The sequence below is a fragment of the Adlercreutzia sp. DFI.6.23 genome (assembly GCF_024462535.1).
GTDB lineage: Bacteria > Actinomycetota > Coriobacteriia > Coriobacteriales > Eggerthellaceae > Adlercreutzia > Adlercreutzia rubneri.
In genome coordinates this window covers 1-297 of sequence record NZ_JANGBP010000582.1, presented here as the reverse complement: position 1 = coordinate 297, position 297 = coordinate 1, and the positions used below count along the sequence as shown (strand labels likewise).

At 70.4% G+C, this 297-nt stretch carries 1 protein-coding gene; it reads left to right on the top strand.

The annotated features are described in order from the left end of the window. Positions 1-14 precede the first annotated feature (14 nt). On the top strand, positions 15-269 hold the full coding sequence (locus NE591_RS14675; protein WP_256157036.1) for a hypothetical protein: 255 nt from the start codon (positions 15-17) through the stop codon (positions 267-269). Positions 270-297 lie beyond the last annotated feature (28 nt).

Here is a 297-nt window from a genome sequence, read left to right as displayed (position 1 = left end):
GTAAGGACTGACCCGTGGAAACCGCTAGCACACCCGCGCCCTACGTCGCCGCTGCCGACGGCGACCTCGCGCCCAAGGCCGCCGAGCCCGCATCGACATCCGAAGCCGACGCCAGCGCCGAGGCCACCTTCGAGGAAGCCGTGGCCGCCCTTACCGAGACGGTGAGCCGGGCGCCCCTGCACCGAGAGATCTTCCTCAAGCTGCTCGCCTTCTGCACCACCCAGCGCACGCTCGCCGAAGCCGAGGAGGCGGCTCGGGCCTGCCCCTAGTTCTACTCGGTGGCCCAAAGCCCCTACC